The organism is Sediminicoccus rosea (genome assembly GCF_033547095.1).
Classification (GTDB): domain Bacteria; phylum Pseudomonadota; class Alphaproteobacteria; order Acetobacterales; family Acetobacteraceae; genus Roseococcus; species Roseococcus rosea.
The window spans coordinates 5,023,644-5,040,963 of record NZ_CP137852.1; the positions used below are offsets into that span (position 1 = coordinate 5,023,644).

The 17,320-nt window shown below is 71.0% G+C and carries 15 protein-coding genes and 1 riboswitch; of the genes, 5 read left to right on the forward strand and 10 right to left on the reverse strand.

Features of this window, described 5'->3' with window-relative positions; all coding sequences use genetic code 11:
• Positions 1-9: 9 nt before the first annotated feature.
• The 5 genes from R9Z33_RS24195 to R9Z33_RS24215 all read right to left on the reverse strand — a co-directional run bounded on the left by R9Z33_RS24195 (position 10) and on the right by R9Z33_RS24215 (position 6,210).
• A complete protein-coding gene (locus R9Z33_RS24195; RefSeq protein WP_318649144.1) occupies positions 10-1,989 on the reverse strand; it encodes a TonB-dependent receptor plug domain-containing protein in 1,980 nt (659 codons plus the stop codon).
• A 122-nt stretch (positions 1,990-2,111) separates the two neighbouring features.
• A riboswitch (cobalamin riboswitch) is annotated at positions 2,112-2,320 on the reverse strand.
• 9 nt (positions 2,321-2,329) lie between these two features.
• Entirely contained in the window at positions 2,330-2,968 is a 639-nt protein-coding gene (locus tag R9Z33_RS24200; RefSeq protein ID WP_318649145.1) for an exopolysaccharide biosynthesis protein, read from the reverse strand.
• 134 nt (positions 2,969-3,102) lie between these two features.
• The gene (locus R9Z33_RS24205) at positions 3,103-3,897 is read right to left on the reverse strand and encodes an enoyl-CoA hydratase (RefSeq protein WP_318649146.1); all 795 of its coding nucleotides are present in this window, start codon (positions 3,895-3,897) and stop codon (positions 3,103-3,105) included.
• 5 nt (positions 3,898-3,902) lie between these two features.
• Entirely contained in the window at positions 3,903-5,114 is a 1,212-nt protein-coding gene (locus R9Z33_RS24210; RefSeq protein WP_318649147.1) for a CaiB/BaiF CoA transferase family protein, read from the reverse strand.
• Between the two features lie 22 nt (positions 5,115-5,136).
• Positions 5,137-6,210, reverse strand: a complete 1,074-nt coding sequence (locus tag R9Z33_RS24215) for an AbrB family transcriptional regulator (RefSeq protein WP_318649148.1) — start codon at positions 6,208-6,210, stop codon at positions 5,137-5,139.
• A gap of 121 nt (positions 6,211-6,331) precedes the next feature.
• Between R9Z33_RS24215 and R9Z33_RS24220 the strand changes: the two genes are divergently transcribed.
• A complete protein-coding gene (locus tag R9Z33_RS24220; RefSeq protein ID WP_318649149.1) occupies positions 6,332-6,583 on the forward strand; it encodes a hypothetical protein in 252 nt (83 codons plus the stop codon).
• 7 nt (positions 6,584-6,590) lie between these two features.
• On the opposite strand, the gene R9Z33_RS24225 is transcribed toward R9Z33_RS24220, so the two are convergent.
• The 5 genes from R9Z33_RS24225 to flgE form a co-directional block, all read right to left on the reverse strand.
• Complete coding sequence (locus R9Z33_RS24225; protein ID WP_318649150.1) at positions 6,591-7,346, reverse strand: DUF1217 domain-containing protein; 756 nt, start codon at positions 7,344-7,346, stop codon at positions 6,591-6,593.
• The gene (locus R9Z33_RS24230; protein WP_318649151.1) at positions 7,339-7,779 is read right to left on the reverse strand and encodes a flagellar biosynthesis repressor FlbT; all 441 of its coding nucleotides are present in this window, start codon (positions 7,777-7,779) and stop codon (positions 7,339-7,341) included. Before R9Z33_RS24230 ends, R9Z33_RS24225 begins: the two co-directional genes overlap by 8 nt.
• A gap of 183 nt (positions 7,780-7,962) precedes the next feature.
• The gene (locus R9Z33_RS24235) at positions 7,963-9,039 is read right to left on the reverse strand and encodes a flagellin (RefSeq protein WP_318649152.1); all 1,077 of its coding nucleotides are present in this window, start codon (positions 9,037-9,039) and stop codon (positions 7,963-7,965) included.
• A gap of 19 nt (positions 9,040-9,058) precedes the next feature.
• Positions 9,059-10,594: a flagellar hook-associated protein FlgK gene (locus R9Z33_RS24240; protein ID WP_318649153.1), complete on the reverse strand. Its 1,536-nt coding sequence runs from the start codon at positions 10,592-10,594 to the stop codon at positions 9,059-9,061.
• A gap of 77 nt (positions 10,595-10,671) precedes the next feature.
• Positions 10,672-11,949: a flagellar hook protein FlgE gene (gene flgE, locus R9Z33_RS24245; protein ID WP_318649154.1), complete on the reverse strand. Its 1,278-nt coding sequence runs from the start codon at positions 11,947-11,949 to the stop codon at positions 10,672-10,674.
• A gap of 252 nt (positions 11,950-12,201) precedes the next feature.
• Between flgE and R9Z33_RS24250 the strand changes: the two genes are divergently transcribed.
• The 4 genes from R9Z33_RS24250 (at position 12,202) to fliG (ending at position 17,301) form a co-directional block, all read left to right on the forward strand.
• Positions 12,202-13,806 (forward strand): flagellar hook-length control protein FliK, encoded by a 1,605-nt coding sequence (locus R9Z33_RS24250; protein ID WP_318649155.1) that lies wholly within the window; start codon positions 12,202-12,204, stop codon positions 13,804-13,806.
• 18 nt (positions 13,807-13,824) lie between these two features.
• The gene (locus tag R9Z33_RS24255; RefSeq protein WP_318649156.1) at positions 13,825-14,490 is read left to right on the forward strand and encodes a flagellar hook assembly protein FlgD; all 666 of its coding nucleotides are present in this window, start codon (positions 13,825-13,827) and stop codon (positions 14,488-14,490) included.
• Positions 14,491-14,623: 133 nt separating this feature from the next.
• Positions 14,624-16,300 (forward strand): flagellar basal-body MS-ring/collar protein FliF, encoded by a 1,677-nt coding sequence (fliF, locus tag R9Z33_RS24260; RefSeq protein WP_318649157.1) that lies wholly within the window; start codon positions 14,624-14,626, stop codon positions 16,298-16,300.
• On the forward strand, positions 16,297-17,301 hold the full coding sequence (gene fliG / locus R9Z33_RS24265; protein ID WP_318649158.1) for a flagellar motor switch protein FliG: 1,005 nt from the start codon (positions 16,297-16,299) through the stop codon (positions 17,299-17,301). Before fliF ends, fliG begins: the two co-directional genes overlap by 4 nt.
• Positions 17,302-17,320: the final 19 nt, after the last annotated feature.

Consider the following 17,320-nt stretch of genomic DNA (forward strand, 5'->3'; position numbering starts at 1 on the left):
GTCAAACCCTCAAAACACAAACCGCGATCCGATGATCACGCTGCGCCCCGGCGTCTGGAAGCCGTTCACCGGCTCCCACTTGCTGTCCGTCAGGTTGCGGCCCTCCAGATAGACATTCACCTGCGGCAACACCGGATAGGTCGCCGTCAGATTGAACAGCGTGCCGGACTTGTTGTAGCGCATCGCGTTCACGCTCGCCCCGGAGTCCAGGTAGGTGGCGAAGGGCCCCTCGGGCGAGCGGCCGGTGAACAGCACCTGCGGCGTGATGACGAGGCCCGGCAAGGGCTCCACCCGCGCGGAGACGGTGACGATGCTCTCCGGCCGGCGCGGCAGGGGCTGGCCGGTCTGGCCGTCCGTTGCATCGGTGATGGTCCAGGATACGTCGGTGGTCAGCCAGGGGGCCGGGCGCAGTGCCCAGTTCAGCTCCACGCCCTTGATGTTGGCGCTCGCCACGTTCACCAGCGTGTTGAAGCCCGCATTGAAGTTGATCAGGTTCGTCACGCGCTGCTGGAAGAAGGTGAAGCCCACCGTCGAGAAGCGCGCCTGGTTGAACGCCGCGAAATCCATCTCCGCGCCGAATTCGTAGCCGATGCTCGTTTCCGGCTGCAGGTTCGGGTTGCCGCGGAAGGTATTGCCGATGACGCCGAAGCGCTGGTTCAGCGACGGCGCGTTGAAGGCGGTGCCGCCCGAGGCACGGATGCGCACGCTGGTCTCGGGCACCGCCAGCACCGCGCCCACGCGCCAGCTCGTATAGCCCGTGTAGTCGGAGACGTTGTCGTAGCGAACGCCGCCCGTGACATCGAGGGCATTCCAGAAGCGGTACTGCATGGCGACATGCCCGGCCGTGCTGTCCTGCTGCGCATTGGTGACGGAACGGAAGGGCACGTTGCCGGCGAAGCTCGTCACATCCTCATGCGCGTAGTTCACGCCGAAGGTGATGGCGCCATCGGTCGCGGGACCGAAGCCGGGCAGGCGCACGACATTGCCCCAGTCCACGCTCTGCCGCGTGCCGCGATAGTAATCCTGCGTCGTGGCGCTGCTGAGGATGTCCGGCAGGTTGGAGTAGGTGCGCCGGTCCTGCGTGACGGCGAGGCGCAGGCCAGTGGTGAGCCGCCCGTCGAAGAGGTTGGATTCGCCGCGGATCTGGCCCACCCAGCGGCGGTCATCGCCCGTGTAGTTCGGGTCGTCGCGCGGCACGCTGTCGATGCCGCTGCGGTTCTCCCGCCAGCGCAGCTGGCCCTCGACGCGGGTGCCCGGCATGAAGGTGTAGCCCAGCCGCGCCGTGGCATTGGTGCTGTTGAAGCCATCCGTCTCGCCCAGCGTGCGCCAGAAGCGCGAGGCGGTGGCGTTCGACGCCCGGGTGGAGATGTTGTTCAGGCTCGCGAGATAGTCGAACTGGCCCACGGTGCCGGCGATGCCGCCACCGAGCCGCAGCGTGCTGCTCGAGCCATAGGCCACCTCGCCATAGGGCATCACCTGGCGATCCGCCGGGGCGCGGCGGGTGACCAGGTTGATCACGCCGCCCACCGCGGCACTGCCGTAGAGCGAGGAGGCGGGGCCGCGCAGCACCTCGATGCGCTCGATGTCGAAGAGCGTCTCATTGCCGAAGTTGAAGGCGCCATTCGCGTCGGAGGGGTCGTTCACCGGCACGCCGTCCATGAGGACGAGGGTGGAGCGGCTGGAATTGCCGCGGATGAAGACGCTGGCCTGCTGCCCCGGCCCGCCCGACTGCGCGACGCGCAGGCCCGGCACGGTGGCCAGCGCCTCGGCCAGGTTGGCGAAGCCGTTCTCCTCGATCGCCCTGCGGTCGATCACCGTGATGGAGGCGGGCACGCGGGCCAGCGGCGTGGGAACGCCGGTGGCGGTGACGATGGTGTCCGGCACCGCGATCAGATCCTGCTCGGGCGAGGAGCGGGGCGGGGAATTCTGGGCAAGGCCAGGCGTTGCCGACGCCAGGATGGCGGCGGTGGTGAGCAGGATACGGCGCATGGGAATCCCCCGTGTTGCGCGTGACGACATGCCGGACAGGACATGCGCCCCGCCCGACGGCTGGCGTCGAGCTCGCAAACGGAACAGGTCCGTGGCACCGGTGCACCCCGCCCGGCACGCGCGAGAACAACTCTGCGAAGGCCGGTCTCCTGGCTCGCGGGTCACCGCCCTGGTCCGCCTTCTCACCCCCCGGCAGGGAAGCAATGGCATCTGGACCGGGGCTCACCGCCTACAGTTGCGGGGGCAGCCGCGGATTGACCGGCATGGAGACCGGCGCGTCACGCGTTCCCGTTTCAACCCTCATCGGGTCACCTTCACATGGCACGGAGTCTAGACCGCCTCAGACGATCCAGCCAAGGGCCTGGATGCCCACCCAGACCAGGGCGCCGATCACGAAGGTGGCGAAAAGGCAGCCCAGCAGCGTGACCAGCGCGCCGATGCCGATGACGCGATTATCCGCCTCGACCACGCCCAGCGCCATGATGATGGTGCCGAAGGCGGGCGGGCCATTGGTGCCCGGGCCGGGCAGGATGAGCATCACGGCGGAATAGACCGTGAGCCAGCCCACGATCCTGTCGCCGAAGGGGCTGGTGAAGAAGCCGGGGCGCGGCTTCACATATTGCTCGACGCGCTTGATCCAGGAGGAGCTGGAAGCGCCGGAGAGGCGCAGCAGGTCCTCCCGCTTGATGGACTGGCGCGCGATGAAGCGCGGCAGCTTCGGCACGCGCCGGCCCATGCCCATCTGCACGCCCAGGATCAGCATCGGAATGCCGAAGACGGAGGCCATGCCCGGCAGCAGCGAGGGCAGGCAGAGCAGCAGGATCAAGAGGCCGAAGGCGCGGTCGCCGAAGGCCTCGGCCATTTCGCCGAGCGTGATGCGCGCCCCGGGAAACTGGGCCGCGACCTCCGTGACGATCCGCGAAATCGGCGCGAGATGCTCATCATGCTGATCAGGTGCAGGTTGCGCCGTGCCGTCCAAAACGCTGTCCTTGTGACTTTCCCCTCCGCGGGGTCCGCAGATGAACGGGAACTTAACGAGATATTGCGCGGAGACCAGTGAAAATTTCGTGGGCGACCTCATCCCGCTGGACGAAGCCGCCCTTTTTGAGGCGATCAGGCCCCGGTGAAGACCGGCTTGCGCTTCTCCATGAAGGCGCGCCGGCCTTCGCGGTAGTCGGCGCTGTCGAAGCAGGCATCCTGGTTGGCGGCGATGGCGGCCATGTCGCGATCCGCCGGGTCCGCCAGCACGGCGCGCACCGTGCGCTTGTTGGCGCGCAGCGAGAGCGGCGCGTTCACCGCGATGGTGGCGGTGATCTTCGCGACCTCGGCATCCAGCGATTCCGCAGGGTGCAGCTTGTTGATGAGGCCCATGCGCTCGGCCTCGGCCGCATCCAGCCGGCCGCCGGTCATCAGGATGAAATGGGCATGGGCCGGGCCCACCAGGTTGACCAGGTTGGTCACCATGTCGAAGCCATAGGCGATGCCGAGCTTGGCGGCGGGGATGCCGAACTCGCTGCCCGTGCCCGCGATCCGCATGTCGCAGGACATGGCGATGCCAAGGCCGCCGCCCATGCAGAAGCCCTGGATCTTGGCGATCACCGGCTTGTCGAAATTCGCCAGCCGCTCACGCCCATGGCTCGTCTTGGCATTGTACTGCCGCTGCGCATCGGCGTCCGAGCGGTTCTTCTCGAACTGGCTGATATCGGCGCCCGAGACGAAGGCCTTGCCGCCCGCGCCTTCGAGCACGACGCAGCGCACGGCGGCATCGGCCTCGAAGATGTCGAGCGCCTCGGCCATGCCGTCCCACATCGCGATGCTCATCGCGTTGCGCTTCTCGGGCTGGTTGAAGACGATCGTTCCTACGCCGGCCTCGATGCGGGCCAGGATCTTGCCATCAGCGAACTGCATCTCACTCACTCTCCCAAAACCTTCTTCGCGCGCAATGCGGCGATCTCCTCGGTGGTCAGCCCGGCTTCCGCCAGGATCTCGTCGGCATGCTCGCCGAGCGCCGGCACGCCACGGCGGATCCCGGGGGTGTGCCCTTCGATGTTGATCGGCGTGCGCACCACGCCGGCCTTGCCGAGCTTGGCATGCGGCACGTCCCACACCATGCCCAGGTGCTGCACCTGCGGGTCCTCGAAGACCTCGCGGATGTTGTTGATCGGCCCGCAGGGGATGCCGACCTCCTCCAGCAGCTCGATCCAGTAGGCGCTGGGCTTCTGGCGCGTTACCTCGCTGACCGCGGCGTTCAGCGCGGCGCGGTCGGCCGTGCGGCCCTCCGCCGTCTGCCATTCGGGCTTGGCGAGCCAGTCCTCACGCCCCGCCGCCTTGCAGAAGACGGCCCAGAGCTTGGGCGAGGAGGCGGCGATGTTGATCGGCTTGTCGGCGCTCGGGAAGACGCCCATCGGCGTGTTCACCGGGTGGTCATTGCCCGCCTGGCCCGCGATCTCGCCCTTCTGCAGCCAGCGCGTGGCCTGGAAGTCGAGCATGAAGACCTGCGCCTCCAGCAACGAGGTATGGACCCAGCGGCCCTTGCCGGTCTTCTCGCGCTCGTAGAGCGCCATCATCACGCCCATCGCCAGCAGGTTGCCCGCCGTCAGGTCATCGATGGGGATGCCGACGCGCATCGGCCCGCGCCCCGGCTCACCGGTGATGGACATGAGGCCGCCCAAGCCCTGCGCGATCTGGTCCACGCCGCCGCGCGTGGAATAGGGCCCGGTCTGCCCGAAGCCCGAGATGCTCGCGTAGACGAGGCGCGGGTTGATCTTCGACAGCGTCTCGTAGTCGATCTTCAGCCGGTGCTTCACCTGCATGCGCATGTTCTCGACCACGACATCCGCGGTGGCGGCGAGGCGCAGGAAGGCCGCATGGCCCTCGGGGCTCTTGAGGTCGATGGCGAGGCCGCGCTTGTTGCGGTGCAGGTTCACGGAATCGAAGCCGTCCCGCGCGCCGCCGAAACCGTCATTATTGCCCGGCGGCTCGATGCGGATGATGTCGGCGCCCCAATCGGCCAGATGCCGCACGCAGGTGGGCCCGGCACGGGCCAAGGTGAGGTCGAGCACGCGCAGCCCGTTCAGGGGCAGGGTGGTCGCGGCTTTCGCGGCGGCGGCGCTGTCGTCAGGCATGGATGTTTCTCCCGCGGGCAAACTACGCGCTGCCGTGTGGCCTGAACAGGCCAAGGGCGACAAGCCCGCGATAGATCGGGCCCAGCAGGAAATTGCACAGCAGCGTGCGCGTCAGGTGGAAGGCCAGCACCAGCGGCACCGCCACGCCCAGCGCCTTCGCCGTCACGCCCATTTCCGGCATGCCGCCGGGCGCCATGCCGAGCATGACGGCGGAGGGCGGCAGCCCCATCGCCCAGGCCAGCCCCGCGCCGAACACCGTGCAGAACAGGCAGAGCAGCAGCGAGGAGACCAGCGCCGCGCGCATCAGCCGCCGCGCACCGAGCAGGAAGTCCTTCGTCATCTTCTGGCCGAGCCCCGCCCCCATCCCCACCTGCGCCGCATCGATCAGCACGCCAGGCACGGCGGAAGGGAGTTGCCCAAAGGCGGCCGCCGTGATGGCGAGGAAGCACGGCCCGATCATCCAGGGATTGGCGATGCCGGTGCGCCGCAGCAGCAGCGCCGCCACTGAACCCACCGCCAGCATCCCCGCAAGGCCCCAGCCGTCGAAGGCGAGGCGCGGCGCGACGAAGGCGCTGTAGTCGCCATGCGGCGCGATGGCCGAAAGCAGGGGCGGCATGACCAGCACCACCACCAGCACGCGCAGCGTCTGCGCCAGCGTGACGGGGGCAAGCGGCGCGCCCTCGCGCTGGGCCAGCACCGCCATGACGATGACGCCGCCCGGTATCGTCGCGAAATAGGCGGTGCGCGCATCCGTCCCCGCCATCCGCGTGAAGATCGGCATGGTGGCGATGCCGGCGAAGATGGAGAGGAAGCCCGCGATCAGGATGGCCGGCGCTGCGCCCAGCAGCGCGGCCAGCACGGGGCCCGAGAAGGTCTGCCCGAAGGCGAGGCCGATCACGATCAGCGCCGCCGGGCGGGCTGCGGGATGCACGGCCGGCGCCAAGCCTGCGGGCCGGAACCAGGCCACCGCCGCCGTGCCGAACATCGCGCCGATCATCCAGGCCAGCGGCACCTGCAGCAGCGCGAAGACGAAGCCGCCCGCCACGGCGGCCGCCAGCGTCAGGAGATGCGCAGCAAGAGGGGGAGGAAGGGTCACGCGACACGGAGAATCGGCGCTTGGCGCCCGCGCGTCAAACCCAGGGCCGGGCGCCTTCACGCTTGGTTAACCGCCGGCGTGATTTCTGGGACGGAGCGCCAACCTTGCTGAGTCCCCACCCATGAAGCCCATCGGCACCTACCTCCCGAGCGGCCTGCCCGCCGCGCCCCCCGCAAGCCAGAGCCCCGCCGCGCCCGCACCTCCCCCCGCGCCGCCGATCGGCCCGAACCCGCGCCTGCGGCTCGACCCCGCGCTCGGCATCGTGGTGATGGAATTCCTCGACGGGGCCGGCAAAGTGGCCCGCAGCGCGCCCAGTGCGGCGCAGCTCGAAGCCTATCGCAACGCGCAGCGCGGCTTCGGCGTGAAGCCCTGAGGCGGCGTCAGACGGTGAACCCACGCGGCGGGAAGCCGAAGCGGGCCAGGATATCCGCCCCGCTGTTGGCGGCTTCCGTGCGGGCGCGGTTCATCAGGTAGCGCTCCGCCAGGCGCTGCACCTCCTTCGGGTCCTCCAGCTTCGTGATGTCGAGCCGCGCCCGCACCGCGCGCGCCTGCGTCTCAACGGACTGGATGGCGATCTCCTGCGGCAGGCCCAGCGCGCCGGTCACGACCCGGCGGATGATGGGGTCGCCCAGCACGGCGAAGATATTGTTGTCCACCGCCGTCGCGCGTTCGCGGAACAGCACGGCATCCCCCAGGCCCGGCTGCTCCTTCTCCAGGTTCTGGTTCCACTGCGCGCGGCGCAGCCCCTCGGCCAGGCTCGCCTGGAGCTGCGGGTCGCGCAGCGCGGCGATGCCACGGCGCCCGAGATCCAGCGTCTCGGCCGCGGATTTCCAGCGCCGGTCGCCCAGGGTGTTGGCGAGGCTCTTTTCGTCCCGGAGGTCGGAGAGCAGGACGCGCGTGGCGAGCCCGGGCTGGCCGGCGCCCTCGGGAATGCCGAGCGCGGTGGCCAGCACCTGCAGCACGCGCGGGTCACGCAGCGCGGCGCGCACATCCGGCGCGCGGTCCACGGCGCGCTTGAACTGCTCCATGGCCCGCTTCTGCTGCGGTTCGGTGGCGATGCGGCCGAGCGCGCGCTCCTCCTCGCCCGGCTTCAGCACCCGGCGGAAGGCCGCGACGGCAGCCGCCGCGTCAGCCATGGGCGCCCTCGGCCAACTCGCGCCGCGGGGCGGGCAGCGGTGCGAGGCCCAGCACCTCTTCCTCATGGCGCATCACCCGGCGCGCGATCTTCAGCGCCAGGTAGCAGTCGTCCTCCTCGGCGGCTTCCAGCGCACGCGCCAGCATCTCACGCACGAGGACGGAGGTGGTGGCCTCCTTGAACTCCTCGATCAGCGCGCGGGCGGCATCGAGGCCGGGCCCGCGCTCCTCCTCGGTGCCGATATAGGCGGTCTGCAGCGCGAAATAGATGCGGCGCGCGGGCGTATTGGCGCCCTCGGGCGCCATGATCTGCTTGCCGAAGAGGAAGCGCGCCTTGGCTGCCAGCTCGATCCGCGTGCGATTGCGGAACCGGATCGGTGCGCCGTTGACCACCATCAGGTCTCCCTGGCGGAGTTCCAACACGAGCGTGGACATGTTTTTTCCCTTCAAGTCGCTCCGGCCGGAAATCCACGCCGCCCTCCGGTGAGGGAGGGGCGGGCGCGGCCGGCACGGGCCCTCATGGCTCCTTGCCGTTCCGCCGTTGCCAGGGGCCACCCGGCAAGGGCCCACTCTGCGGCGGGCCGGGTTAATGCCGGTTGAAGATGGCCGCATGAAGCGTCAGCGCAGGAAATTCGCGAGAGTGAGTTCGCGCATCGAGCCGAGGGCGCGGTAGCTCGCCTCCAGCGCATTGCGCGTCGCCTGCAGCCGCACCAGCACATCGGCCACGTCCACCTCCTCGATGTCGGACAACTGTCGGGACAGCGCGGTGGAGAGGTCGTCATGCCGGCGCTGCGTCGCCTCCATCCGCGCCTCGACCGTGCCCAGCGCGCCCGCCTCCTCCCCCAGCGCCAGCTCGGCCGAGGACAGGCCATCACGCAGGCTGCCCATGAAGGCGTCGAAGGCGGGGCGGTCGCTCATCTGCTCGGGCGCCAGCGCGGCGAGGCTCATCAGGTTGCGCATCAGGTCGCGCGCCCAGCTGCCGGTCGTCTCGCCGCGGCTGACGGCATCCGCGTTGCGCCCGGCGATGATGCCGTAGCCGATCATCTGCCCATCCGCGGCCGGCACGCCGCGCCGCGCCTCCTGCGCCTCGGGCGGCAGCAGCGCGTCGGCGGCGAGCCGGTCCGAGAAGGGCGTGACGCCGGGCGCGTTGCTCTGCGCGATGGCGCGCGTGGCCGCGATGGTCGCGGCCGTGCCCTGCAGCGGCAGGGCCGCCACCTCGGCCGCGATGTCCTGCGCCATCTGGCCGGTGGCCAACCCCTCGGGGTCCGGGATGGGCGGCTGGGTGAGGTCGCTGCCGCCGAACAGATACTCGCCCGCATGGCGCGTGTTCAGCAGATGCGCCACCTCGACCAGCGCCGCGCGCGCGTCGCTCTGCACCGTCATGAGCGAACCGGGATCGCCCGCGGTGATGCGCGTGGCCGCCTTGGTGCGGAAGTCGCGGGCGATCTCGGTCAGGCGATCCAGGCTGTCCTGCATCACCGCCGTGCGGCCGAGCGCCTGCTCCATGACCTGGCCGTAGAGCTCGCGCCGGCCCAGTTCGCCACGCAGCGAGACGGCGCGCGGCACCTCTGGCCCGAGGTCGCCGAGGCGATCCGCCTTGAGCCCGCTGGTGGATTGCCGCGTGAGCGTCTCGACCCGGCCGCGGAGCTGCATCGTCTCGCTCGCCAGGCGGTTGAACAACTCGATGCTGGACATGGCGCCTCAGCCCCCCTTGCTATCGGCCGATGGATTGCAGCTGTTCCCACATCTGCTGCGCCGTGTTCAGCACGCGGGCATTGGCCGCATAGGCATTCTGCAGGCGGATCAGCGCCGCCATCTCGGCATCCGGGTCCACGCCCGATTCCCGCTGGAAGCGCGCATCCATGCCGGCCTTCAGCCCCTCCGCCCGCTCGCGCGCCGCGGTCGCCGCCGCGCGGTCGGCGGCCTGCACGCCGGTGATGGTCGCCGCATAGTCACCGATCCCGCGCGGCGGGATGAAGGGCGAGGCGAGGCCGCCATCCGGCCCGATTCCGCCCGAGGCGATGGGCGGCCAGGGGACACCCGGCCGCACCGTCTCGCCCAGGCTGTGCGTCAGCACGCGGTCGAGCAATGTGGCGAAGCCGGCCGGCCCGTCCGGCGGGTTGGGCGTGAAGCCGCTGGCCCCACCCGACGTATCGGCCACGGCATGCGTGCCGTCGCGCAGCAGCGCGGGATTGCCGGCCACCGCCTCGCCCACACGGACCTGCCGCGCGAAGCCCAGCTGCGCGGCCGCGGGATCGGTGTAGGGCAGGCCGGTGTCCGGCACCTCGCCCGCCGCGCCTGTGAAGAGCCGCAGGCCCTGCTGGTCGAAGCGCGTGGCGAGCGTGGCGGCGGCGAGGTCGAGCTCGGCCTGGTAGCGCGGCAGCGTCGCGTCGCGCAGCGTGATGTATTCGCCGAGCCGCCCGCCGCCCAGTTGCCGCGTGATGTCGGCGCCGCCGAGCAGGATGGGCGGGATGTCCCCGGCCGGGCCATGGAAGGAGCCGGGGCCGAGATCGGCGATGCGGGCGGTGATGGCCTCGCCCTCGGGCTCCAGAGGCAGGGCAAAGCCGCCGCGCGCCAGCAGGACGAGGCCGCCATCGGCCTGGTGCAGCGGCTGCACCGGCAGGCTCTGGGCAAGCCGGCCGATCGCGAGGTCGCGCTGGTCCTCGAGATCGGCGGTGCCGAGCCCGCGCGATCGGTCGCCGCGGATGGCGATGGTGAGCTGGGCGATCTCGCGCAGGCCGGCATTCACCTGCGCCACCTCCCGCACCATGCCGTCATGCGCCTGCTGCCGCGCATCGGCGACGGCGCCCGCGATGTCCTGGAAGCGGGAGGCCACCTCGCGCGCCGCGTTCACCGCCGCGCGCTGCAGGCTCCCCTCCTGCGGGGCGGCGCGCAGACTGGTGAGGCCGGCCTGGAGGGCGGAGATCGCATCGCCCAGAGTCTCGCCGGCGCCAGCCGTGCCCTGCATCGCCTCGATGCCCGAGAGCAGGCCCTCGCGCACCGCCGCCGCCGCAGCCTCGCCGCCACGTGAATCGCGCTCGTTCAGCAGGGCCTGGTCCACCTCGCGCTGCGCGTCCCCGAGCCGCACGCCAAGCGGCATGCCGCCCGCGGTGCGCGATTCCGCGGCGCCCGTCTTGCGGGTGTAGCCCGCGGTCTCGGCGTTGGTGATGTTCTGCGAGACATTGGCGAGCGCGCGCTGCGTGGCCTGCAGGCCGCTGCGCGCGATGCCGATGGCGAGGTCGAGGCTCATGCGGATGCCCGATCAGGAATGCGCGTCAGCGCTTCATGTTGCCCAGGCGCGTCAGCGCTTCATATTGCCCAAGCGCGTCAGCGCTTCATATTGATCGTGTCCTGCAGCATCTCGTCCGCGGCGGTGACGAGCTTCGTGTTCGCCGTGTAGGCGCGCTGCGCCACGATCAGCTTGGTGAACTCCGTGCCGATGTCCACGTTGGACTTCTCCAGCGCGCCGACGACGAGCTTGCCCACGCCATTGCTCGCGACATCGGTCACCTGCGCCTCGCCGCTCTCGACGGTGCGCATGAAGCCCTGCCCGTCCAGGCGCTGCAGCTTGTCGGCATCGCTGAAGGAGACGAGCGGCACGCGCGCCACCGTGCGCGACTGGCCATTGTCGTAGTTCACGACGATGTCGCCATTGTCACGCACCGCAAGGCCGGAATAGCCGCCGGGCGGCACACCGTTCTGCGAGAGGTTGCGGAGCGAGAAGTCCCGGCCCGCATATTGCGTGATTCCCTGCGCCACGCCGAAGCGGCCGAGGTTCAGGGTGATGGGCTGGTTGCCCAGGCCGAAATCCATCTCGAAGGGGAAGTCCACCGCCGTATTGGCGAGGCCGGTGACGCCGTTGAAGCTCTCGATCGTACCATTGGTGCCGAAGATGACGGGCACGTCCACGCCGCCCAGCACGGGATTGGGCGTGATGGTCATGTTCCAGCCGCGCGGCGTGCCATCCGTCATCTGCGCGAAGGTGACCGTGACCGGATTGCGGTTGCCCACCTGGTCGTAGATCTGCACCTGCGTGCTGTAGGTCTTGGCGTCGGCCGGCGTGGCCGGCGGATCAAGCGCGGGCAGGTTGGCCGACATCTCGATGACGGAGGTGGCGATGGGGTTGAACACCTCCTGGCTCACCCGCACGGGTGCAAGCGTCGTGCGGTCCACCACGCCCTCGCCATTCACCGGCCAGCCCTGCAGGAAGTAGTTGGAGCCGTTCACCAGGTAGCCGTCGCGGTCCATGCGGAAATCGCCGGCGCGGGTGTAGAATTGCCGCTCGTCGAACAATGGCAGGCCACCCGCCGTGCCGCGCGACTGCGCCACGCTGAAGAAGCCCTGCCCGCCGATGGCCAGGCCCAGCGGGTTCTCGCTCTGCTCCACCGTGCCCTGCACCGTGTTGGTGAAATCGGGCCGCGCGATGACCGAGCCCGGCGAATGCCCGTTCGAACTGGACTGGGTGACGAGGTCGGTGAAGTTGGAGTCGATCCGCTTGAAGCCGGTGGTCTGGCTGTTCGCCAGATTGTCCGAGATGTGGCCGAGCGAGCGGGACTGCGCGTTGATGCCTGAGATCGCCGTGGTCATCGCACCGAAGAGCGACATGCTGGGGCTCCATTGCCGAGGGGATTGCTCTGGCGCGGGCCTCGCAGGATGCGTGCCAGGGCCGCGGGGCCCGGCATGCGGCAGAATCTGCCCGCCACCGGCAGGAACCGGCCCACCGCACGGCCGAATATGCCGCCAGGACACCGCCGCGCGCTGGCCCAGGCCTTGCTGCCCACCGTCACGGCGCCGTCGGCGTGGCGCGGGAGGTGCGGGCATGGGGCCCGCCTGGCGCGGGATGGAGGAGAGACCGGCATGGAGGGCGCATCCGCCATCGGCCCGGCGCCCGTACTCGCGATGGGCGCGCCGCCCATCCCCGCCGAGCCGGGCATGGAGGCCGGCTTCCAGGAGGTGTTGAACCGCAGCGCGGCGCTGCTCGCACCACCGCCGCCTTCCCTCCCGCTGGTGACACCCACGCCCGTCCCGGCCGCACCGGAGATCGCGGCCGTGCTTCCCATGCCGCAGGCGACACCGGCGCTCCCCGTCGCGATGCCGCAGGCCGCGCTGTTGCCCGGGCCTGCCCCGGCCGCGCCGGAAATTGCCATGCTGCCGACCCCGCCACAGGCCATGGCGGGGCTTCCCGCCCTGCCGGTGACGCCGCAGGCCGGACCGACACCTGAGCCCACATCCACCGAGGCGCCCGACACGGCACCGCCACCCGTGCCGCCCCGCCTCCCGACCATCACGGCGCCGCCGCCGGGACCGGCCGAGGTCGCGCCGCCCCTTGTGGCGCCGGAGCTCCAGGCCCCGCAGATGGCCGAGTTGAGCCTTCCCTCCGAAGCGGCCCCCCCGCCCATTGCCGCGCCGCTCGAGACAGAGGCGGCGCCGGAACCGGCCCCACCGGACGAGCCCCGCGCGGAGGAGCCGAGCCCGTCGGAGGTGGAGGCCCCGGCGCTGCCCGCCCTGGGGCAAGCGCAGCCCCTCCCCGCCATCCCGCCCGTGATCCCGCCCGGCAGCATGCAGGAGACAATGCCGCCCGCCATGGTCGTGGCCCTGGCGCCACGCGCCGGAGCCCCCATGCCCGCGCCGCCACCCGATGCGCAACCGGCCGAGACCGAGGGCCTGGCCGCCGCGGAGCTGGCCCTGCCGGGCGAGGCGAGCGCAGCGCCGAAACCCGGCCCGCGTGCCGCCATGCCAGCCCCTGCCCCGGGTGCGGTTCCGGCCCCAGCCACCACGCCCAGCCCAGGCACGGCGGATGATGCGCCAGAGGCCCTGCCAGCGCCGGGGCCGGCTGGCACCATGGAGGCCGAGGCGCCCCCCACGCCGGCAACGGCCACTCTGGCGCTCAGCACGCCGGCCGGCATCGTCCCGAAGGAGGCGGCTTCGACCACGCCGCAACCCACGCCGCTGCACCTCGCGCCTGAACCCACCCTCCTCACCGGCGAGTTCACGCCGCAGGCGACGCGTGCGGCCGAGGCACCGCCCCCCGCACCACCGCAACCACCGCCGGCCATGCGGCAGGTGGCGCCCATCGCCGTCGCCCTCGCCTTCGCGCCCACCGGCGCGGGCGGCTTCCAGCTCAGCCTGGAGCCTTTCGAATTGGGCCGCGTCGAGATCCGGGTGCACCGCGAAGGCGAGGCGCATGCCGTCCGCATCATCGCCGAACGGCCAGAGACGCTGGCCCTGCTGCTGCGCGACCGGCAGGAGCTGGATCGCGGCCTGGCGGATGCGGGGCTGCGCGTGGAGGCGAAGGGCATCGAGTTCTCGCTCGGCACCTCTTCCGGCGAGCGCGAGCAGCGCCCGCGCGATGAGGCACGCAGCGGCGCGGCGGCGCGCGGCATGGGCCGCATGACGGGCCCGGCCCTCGCCGAAGCCACCCCTGCCCGCATCCAGCGCGGGCTTCTCGACCTCAACATCTGACGTGACGGAGACCAGCGCATGAGCGGCAGCATCGGCAGCACCCAGCCCGCGACCGGAGGGACGGCGGCGCGCACCGCGCCGACCACCGGCATCGGCTCGGACTTCAACACCTTCCTGACGCTGCTGACGACGCAGCTGCAGAACCAGGACCCCACCAATGCGATGGACGCGAACCAGATGACGCAGCAGCTGGTGCAGTTCGCCACCGTCGAGCAGCAGATCAAGGTGAACACGAATCTCGAGCGGCTGCTGAGCGTGGAGCAGGGCAACCAGCTCGTCTCCGCCGCGCCGCTGATGGGCCGCGTGGTGGAAGTGGAGAGCGACCGCCTCTCGCTGCAGGGCGGCCAGGCGCAATTGCGCCTGCCGGCGGCGGGCGAGGCCCGGCGCGCGCTCGTCACGGTGATGGATGCGAGCGGCCGGACGCTGCGCAGCGCCGAGGTGCCGCTGGGCACGACGCCCACGAACTGGAGCTGGGACGGGCGCGATGCCGCCGGCACGCAACTGGCCGACGGCGCCTATCGCTTCGCCATCCGCGGCATCGGCGCCGATGGCGGGACGGTGACGATCAGCGCCGGCGTGCTGGCGCGCGCAACGGCGGTGGACCGCAGCGAAGGCGAGGTGCGGCTCGGCCTCGGCGCGCTCTCGGTGAACTTCGACAAGCTGCGCGGCCTGGCGGCGAATTGAGCGTGATTTCGCTTTGAACGCCGGGCGTTAAGCCTTTCGCAAGAGGGGGTGCGGCAAGTTCTGCCCAGGGCACAGGATGAGCCTCCGGGAGAATTTGCATGTTGGTGTGCAGCGCGCCGCGTCGGATGGTGCCATGCAAAACCTGATCGGCCAGCTGCGCGCCCTGGGCCGGGTCCAGCTGATCGCCCTGGCCGGCGTCGGCCTCGGGGTTCTCGGCCTGATCGGCTTTCTCGTGCTGCGGGCGGGAACGCCGCCGATGGGCCTGCTCTATGGCGACCTCGAGACGCGCGATGCGGGTGCGGTGGTCGCCGCGCTCGAACGCCAGCGCGTGCCCTATCGCCTCGCCGCCGGCGGCACGCAGGTGCTGGTGCCGGCCGAGGATGTGCCGCGGCTGCGCCTCGCCCTGGCGCGCGAGGGCCTGCCTGCCGGCGGCTCCATCGGCAATGAGCTGTTCGACCGCAATGAGAGCCTGACCACCACGCCCTTCCAGCAGGAGATGAACCGCCTGCGCGCAATGGAGGGCGAGCTGGCGCGCAGCATCCGCGCCCTCAGCGGCGTGCGCGCGGCGCGTGTGCATCTCGTGCTGCCCCGCCGCGAGGCCTTCTCGCGCGAGCGGGCCGAGGCGCAGGCGAGCGTGCTGCTCACCATGCAGGGCGCGCAGCGGCTGGACCGCGAGGGCGTGCAGGCGGTGCTCCACCTCGTCGTCGCCGCCGTGCCCGGGCTGCGGCCGCAGAACGTCTCCATCGTGGACAGCCGCGGCGAATTGCTGGCGCGCGGCGGCCAGGCGCTGAGCGGCCCGGCGGGCGCGCAGACGCAGGAGGAACTCCGCCGCGGGCAGGAGGCACGCCTCTCCCGCGCCGTGGAGGAGATGCTGGAGCGCGTGCTGGGCCCGGGCCGCGTCCGCGCTGAAGTCGCGCTCGAAATGGATTTCGATCGCGTCGAGACCCGAGAGGAGCGCTTCGACCCCGAGAACCAGGTGGCGCGCAGCACGCAGTCCAGCAACGAGACGAGCCGCAGCATCGAGGGCGGGCCGGTCGGCGTCGGCAACAACCTGCCCGGCGCGGAACCCGGCGGCGGCGGCAATGGGAATCAGGAAAGCCGCCAGGAAGAGACCACGAATTTCGAGATCGGCCGCACCCTCCGCAACGTGCTGCGCGAGCATCCCGTCACGCGGCGCCTCACCGTCGCCGTGCTGGTGGACGGCGTGACCGAGGCGCAGCCCGACGGCACCACCGCCAAGCGCGAGCGCACGCCCGAGGAGATCGGCCGCATCGCCGGCCTGGTGCGGAACGCGGTCGGCTTCAACGAGCAGCGCGGCGACCGCGTGGAGGTCGTCTCCATGCGCTTCGCGGAGCCGGAGGAGGCGCCGCGCGAGGCGGGCTGGCTCGGCCTCGACATTCCGCAGGCGGTGCTGGCGCGGCTGCTGGAGACGGCGGTGATCGGCGTGCTGATCCTGCTGACGCTGCTGCTGGTGGCGCGGCCGGTGGCGCGGAAGCTCTCGCTCTCGCTGAACCCCACGCCGGCGCTGGCCGGGGCGGGCGGCGGCGTGGCGGGCGCCGCGATCACCGGCGAGGGCGGCGCCGCGCTGCCGGGCCAGCCGGGCGACCCGGCCCTGCCCCCGGGCGAGCGGCCGGCCGGGCTGCTCGGCGCGGAAGGCGGCGCGGGCGAGGAGCAGATGATGAACCTCGCGCATGTCCAGGGCCAGCTTCGCAGCTCCTCCATCGCGCGCATCACCAGCCTGGTGGAGGCCTACCCGGACGAATCCCTGCTGGCGGTCCGCCGCTGGCTCACACCGGAGGATGACACGTGAGCGGACGCAAGCGCATCGCGGGAACCCAGAAGGCCGCCATCCTGATGCTGGCCCTGGGCGAGGAACACGCGACCCGCTTCTTCGAGCGGCTGCACGAGGACGAGATCCGCGATCTCTCCCACGCCATGTCGCAGCTCGGCAGCATCCCGGCCGAGACGGTGGAGGCGATCTGCGAGGAATTCGCGGGCCAGATCGGCCAGGCGGGCAGCCTCGTCGGCTCCTATGAGAGCACCGAGCGCATGCTGCTGCGGACCCTGCCGCCCGAGCGCGTGACGCAGATCATGGAGGAGATCCGCGGCCCGGCCGGCCGCACCATCTTCGACAAGCTCGGCAACGTGAACGAGACGGTGCTGGCGAACTACCTGAAGAACGAATACCCGCAGACCGTCGCCGTGGTGCTCAGCAAGGTGAAGCCCGACCACGCGGCGCGCGTCCTCGCCATCCTGCCCGAAGGCTTCGCGATGGAGGTGGTGATGCGGATGCTGCGCATGGAGAACGTGCAGAAAGAGGCGCTGGACGGCGTGGAGCGCACGCTGAAGATGGAGTTCATGTCCAACCTCGCGCGGACGCAGCGTCGCGACGCGCACGAGATGATGGCCAACATCTTCAACGGCCTCGACCGCCAGGCGGAAGCGCGCCTCATGGCCGCGCTGGAGGAGCGCAACTTCGAGGCGGCGGAGCGCATCCGCTCGCTGATGTTCACCTTCGACGACCTGAAGCGCCTGGACCCCGCCGGGCTTCAGCTGCTGCTTCGCTCGGTCGAGAAGGAGCGCCTGACGCTGGCGCTGAAGGGCGCGGCGGAGGAGATGCGCGACCTCTTCTTCCGCAACATGACCGAGCGCGCGGCCAAGCTGCTGCGCGACGACATCGCCGCCCTCGGCCCCGTGCGCCTCAAGGACGTGGACGAGGCGCAGGCCGCCGTCGTCGCCGCCGCCAAGGACCTCGCGGCGCAGGGGCAGATCCAGCTCTCCGAAGGCAAGGATGACCAGCTTGTTGAATAGGACTGAGAACCGGCAGGAG

Coding starts and splice junctions, on each gene's coding strand:
- R9Z33_RS24235 (WP_318649152.1), bottom strand. CDS start 9,039: ATGTCCAGCATCGAGTTGTTCAACCGCCTGGCGAGCGAGACGATGCAG.
- R9Z33_RS24225 (WP_318649150.1), bottom strand. CDS start 7,346: ATGGCTGACGCGGCGGCTGCCGTCGCGGCCTTCCGCCGGGTGCTGAAG.
- R9Z33_RS24240 (WP_318649153.1), bottom strand. CDS start 10,594: ATGAGCCTCGACCTCGCCATCGGCATCGCGCGCAGCGGCCTGCAGGCC.
- R9Z33_RS24220 (WP_318649149.1), top strand. CDS start 6,332: ATGAAGCCCATCGGCACCTACCTCCCGAGCGGCCTGCCCGCCGCGCCC.
- R9Z33_RS24205 (WP_318649146.1), bottom strand. CDS start 3,897: ATGCAGTTCGCTGATGGCAAGATCCTGGCCCGCATCGAGGCCGGCGTA.
- R9Z33_RS24230 (WP_318649151.1), bottom strand. CDS start 7,779: ATGTCCACGCTCGTGTTGGAACTCCGCCAGGGAGACCTGATGGTGGTC.
- R9Z33_RS24195 (WP_318649144.1), bottom strand. CDS start 1,989: ATGCGCCGTATCCTGCTCACCACCGCCGCCATCCTGGCGTCGGCAACG.
- flgE (WP_318649154.1), bottom strand. CDS start 11,949: ATGTCGCTCTTCGGTGCGATGACCACGGCGATCTCAGGCATCAACGCG.
- R9Z33_RS24250 (WP_318649155.1), top strand. CDS start 12,202: ATGGAGGGCGCATCCGCCATCGGCCCGGCGCCCGTACTCGCGATGGGC.
- R9Z33_RS24255 (WP_318649156.1), top strand. CDS start 13,825: ATGAGCGGCAGCATCGGCAGCACCCAGCCCGCGACCGGAGGGACGGCG.
- R9Z33_RS24210 (WP_318649147.1), bottom strand. CDS start 5,114: ATGCCTGACGACAGCGCCGCCGCCGCGAAAGCCGCGACCACCCTGCCC.
- fliF (WP_318649157.1), top strand. CDS start 14,624: ATGCAAAACCTGATCGGCCAGCTGCGCGCCCTGGGCCGGGTCCAGCTG.